General features: G+C 41.8%; 3 protein-coding genes. All 3 read left to right on the top strand.

Going from position 1 to position 4,183, the window contains the following annotated elements; translation table 11 throughout:
* The first annotated feature begins 41 nt into the window (after positions 1 to 41).
* Positions 42 to 677 carry an imidazoleglycerol-phosphate dehydratase HisB gene (gene hisB / locus GNF10_RS35635; protein WP_185581782.1) on the top strand — a complete coding sequence of 212 codons (636 nt, stop codon included), beginning with the start codon at positions 42 to 44 and terminating at the stop codon, positions 675 to 677.
* A 165-nt stretch (positions 678 to 842) separates the two neighbouring features.
* Positions 843 to 1,826, top strand: a complete 984-nt coding sequence (locus tag GNF10_RS35630) for an ABC transporter ATP-binding protein (RefSeq protein WP_185581783.1) — start codon at positions 843 to 845, stop codon at positions 1,824 to 1,826.
* A 537-nt stretch (positions 1,827 to 2,363) separates the two neighbouring features.
* Positions 2,364 to 3,839: an SLBB domain-containing protein gene (locus tag GNF10_RS35625; RefSeq protein ID WP_185580715.1), complete on the top strand. Its 1,476-nt coding sequence runs from the start codon at positions 2,364 to 2,366 to the stop codon at positions 3,837 to 3,839.
* Positions 3,840 to 4,183: the final 344 nt, after the last annotated feature.

The raw sequence follows: 4,183 nt of genomic DNA, 5'->3' as shown, positions 1-4,183 counted from the left end.
TTCCCCATTCCCCATTCCCCATTCCCCATTCCCCACTCCCAATGCAAATTAGCAAAGTTAATTCAAATTACGACCAGTTAACAAAAACCCCTCGAATTGCCACTGTTCGCCGTACCACTGGTGAAACTGATGTGGAAGTTACCATCAACCTCGATGGTAGAGGAACTTGCACAGCAGCAACAGGCATTCCGTTTTTGGATCACATGTTGCATCAAATTGCCTCCCACGGACTGATTGATATAGATGTCCAAGCCAAGGGAGACTTAGAAATTGATGACCATCACACCAATGAAGATGTAGGCATTACCTTGGGTCAAGCTTTTAACCAAGCACTAGGTGACAGAAAAGGTATTGTCCGTTTTGGTAATTTTCTTGCACCATTGGATGAAGCCTTAGTTCAGGTAGCGCTAGACTTTTCTGGACGACCTCACCTCAGCTACGGCTTGCAAATTCCTACCCAGCGTGTAGGAACTTATGACACCCAACTCGTGCGCGAATTCTTTGTGGCACTGGTGAACCATAGCCAAATGACACTACACATTCGGCAATTGGATGGCATTAATTCCCATCACATCATAGAGGCGACATTTAAAGCCTTTGCAAGAGCAACACGGCTAGCAGTGGAGATTGACCCCCGTCGTGCTGGTTTAATTCCCAGTTCTAAAGGCGTTCTATAAAACGAGTCAAATGGGGTATTTAGCATGGGGCATTCGTTATTCCCCCAATCCCTAGTCCCCAGTCCCCAATCCCGAATAATTGACACACCGTTCAGTGATGGTTATTATCAGCCTACTAGGTAACTTGTAATTAATGCCAGGCTGGTAATTAGTGGTTGAACTGAAATGAAGTCTGTTGCAGATGACCCTGATTCTCAACTTAATACGAGAGATACTCCGCCAGTAGTCCTAACTTCTGAGTTGCGAAAAGTCTATCGCACCGGTTTTTGGTTAAATCAAAAAGTCATATCTCTCAAAAACTGTTCTTTAACAGTTTACAAAGGCGAAACCTTTGGGTTGCTGGGGCCAAATGGTGCTGGTAAAACCACCCTTTTAAAATTGTTGCTGGGAATTATTCATCCTACTTCTGGACGGGGATTATTATTGGATAAGCCTATAGGCGATCGCAGTGTTAAGCAACATATTGGCTATTTGCCAGAAAATCCCTATTTGTATGACTATCTCACTGGCTGGGAATTTTTGCAGCTAGCTGCTGGACTATTCCAAATTCCCCAAAGTGTCCAACGCCAACGCATTCCCCAACTGCTGGAATTAGTGGGTTTATCCCAAGCTGATGCTCGCAAAAAACTTTTACGCCGCTACTCAAAAGGAATGCTACAGCGTGTTGGTATGGCACAGGCGCTAATTAACGAGCCAGATTTGGTTTTTCTGGATGAACCCATGTCTGGTCTCGATCCGATAGGACGTTACCAAATGCGGGAAATCATCCTGGCACTAAAAGCTGCTGGAAAGACGATTTTTTTCAATAGCCACGTTCTTAGTGAAGTAGAACAGATTTGCGATCGCATTGCCATCCTTGCTCAAGGTGAACTAATTTGCTCTGGTTCCCTTAATGAACTTTTAGGCGTAGACAACACATATCATGTAAAAGGTCAAGGAGGTGATTGGGAAATTCTCAAAAAATGGATACCCACTCTCAGATTTGAACCTGATGGTTCCTGGCAAGGTACACTACAAGACGATTACTATGATTTCCTCGCTAGTGTTCGTTTGATGGAAGGTAAAATTATTGCCATGAACTTGTCGCGTTACTCCCTAGAAGAGTTTTTTATTCAACAAATTCAAAGAAAAAATAACTCAGTTAATTAATTTCGTTGCCAAATACTCAATTCTAGATTTGTTTGAGCAACGTATATACGTGGTATCTTTTTACAGAATAACCTTAAATTTCCGCCTTCTTGAGTTTGTTTTGGCTCAATCCAACTCACAAAAAACTAAATTTTGACCTTTTCCAAGGTTATTTGTAGTTAATCAATAATGGACTTCATAATTTTTACAAAAATTACTACTATATACAATATTTAGAATCACAGTTTAAGTGCCATTGAATTGACTTTGGTAGAAATGGTTTATTCGTAAGTACCTCTTTACATAACAGACAATTTTTTATATAAACTGCGTTTATTTGCGTAAGTCACATATTTTTTGAGAATCCCCATATTCAAGTTTGCTCAACTTTAAAATAACTTCACTAAAAATTCAAATTTAAGAAACAAATTTCCTCCGGAAAATTACACTTTTCGGGGAAAATAAGAGTGTTGGGGAACTTGAATACTTAGGTATAGTCAAAATAAAAATGTTTAGACAGTACTTTATTAATCGTAGTTTCAGAATCTTAAGGTAAATATGCTTAACACAAGTTTGTTTAAATTCAAATTCCTAACTCAGCCAGTTGTGGGTGTGGCTTTGTTAAGTGCTGTCAATGTCGCTGTGCCATTTGCGAGTCTAGCTCAGGGACAACCATTACCACCAACTACACAAACACCAAGCACACAAACACAATTAGATACTAATTATTCATTAGGAGGCGGCGATCGCATCCGGGTAAATGTATTTGAAGTACCTGAATATACAGGAGAATACCAAGTTCCCCCAGGTGGAGCAATCAACCTACCTTTAATTGGCAGTGTGTCAGTCCTCGGTCTAACAACTGAACAGGCTGCTGACGAAATTGCTAGAAGATATGCTCGTTTCCTCAAACGTCCCTTAATCTCAGTTAATTTGTTATCGCCTCGTCCCATCAATATTTTCGTTGCCGGAGAAGTGACACGTCCAGGAGCTTACACTCTTAGCTTGAGCGGAGGCGCGGGAGACAATCCAGGCGTACAGTACCCAACTGTATTAGCCGCATTGACAACAGCACAGGGCGTAACCTTGGCTGCAGATGTGAGTCAAGTTCAATTACGGCGTAAATTAGGACGTTCTTCAGAGCAAACCGTCACCGTCAATTTGAAGGAACTTATCCAAACAGGTAGGTTATCACAGGATATTACCTTGCGCGATGGAGACACTATAGTTGTGCCAACAGCAACCAACTTCAACGTGGCAGAATCTCGTAATATATTTGCATCTAACTTTGCTGCCAGCCAAACCACGCCTCGCACGGTAACAATTATTGGTGAAGTTAACCGTCCCGGCTCGTATCTTGTTACCCCAGCCAGCACAGATGCACAGGGGGGCGCAGCAACTAACAGTGGTACTGCTAATCCTAATGGTCTACCAAATGTGACACGGGTTATTCAACTAGCTGGAGGAATTACAGCACAGGCTGATGTTCGTAATCTCAGGCTACGTCGACTTACAAGAACTGGCTCAGAACAAGCTATAGATATCAACCTTTGGCAACTATTGCAGAGTGGCGACGCTAGTCAAGACATCATCGTGCAAGACGGAGATACGATTGTTATACCGACGGCAACTGAGATTAACCCCGCAGAAGCTACTCAATTAGCTACCACTACTTTGTCTCCTACACGAATTCAAGTTGGTGTGGTAGGCGAAGTTAAAAAACCAGGGTTAACAGACGTTCAGCCGAATAGCTCTTTAAATCAAGCTATACTCGCTGCTGGGGGATTCAACGATGCCAGAGCTAGTAGCAGTGCTGTTGATTTGATTCGCCTCAACCCTAACGGTTCTGTCACTAAACGCATAGTAAAAGTGGATTTTTCTGCTGGCATTAATGAGCAAACTAATCCCATACTCCGCAATAATGATGTTGTTGTAGTCAACCGATCTGGTTCCGCTAAGACTGGCGATACCATAAACACTATAACTGGCCCTCTCGGTGTTATCTTTAATCTTCTGAACTTGTTCGGACTCTAGCCTAATATACAGATGTGAATTGGGGGCGTTGGTTAAACTTCCCCGTCCCCAAAATTACAATATCTATATAGTCAAAGAGATTGACTGCTCTTGGTGTATTCCATTGGGAGAGAGCAATATTCATCTCCCTTGAACAATAACCACCTCTTTTATTAACTGGACTTACGCACTCAAAACCAGAAAGCTCGATCCCTCTTAAAAAAAGCGAGTATCTCTTAGACGTAAGTATTAGTTAAATTACAACACTTCCCAGTCAATACTGCTCGATTAAGAGAAAATAGATGGTGGAATAAAGAATATTTTGTTCGCGTGTAGTTTACGAGAACAAAAAACAGCTAAAAACG

It is taken from the genome of Nostoc sp. UCD121, assembly GCF_014222285.1.
GTDB lineage: Bacteria > Cyanobacteriota > Cyanobacteriia > Cyanobacteriales > Nostocaceae > Nostoc.
The sequence above is the reverse complement of the archived record's forward strand: the minus strand, read 5'-3'. Positions and strand labels throughout refer to the sequence as shown.

What these genes read in the sequence shown, in the direction of transcription:
- hisB (WP_185581782.1), top strand. Translation starts at nt 42, where the DNA reads ATGCAAATTAGCAAAGTTAATTCAAATTACGACCAGTTAACAAAAACC.
- GNF10_RS35630 (WP_185581783.1), top strand. Translation starts at nt 843, where the DNA reads ATGAAGTCTGTTGCAGATGACCCTGATTCTCAACTTAATACGAGAGAT.
- GNF10_RS35625 (WP_185580715.1), top strand. Translation starts at nt 2,364, where the DNA reads ATGCTTAACACAAGTTTGTTTAAATTCAAATTCCTAACTCAGCCAGTT.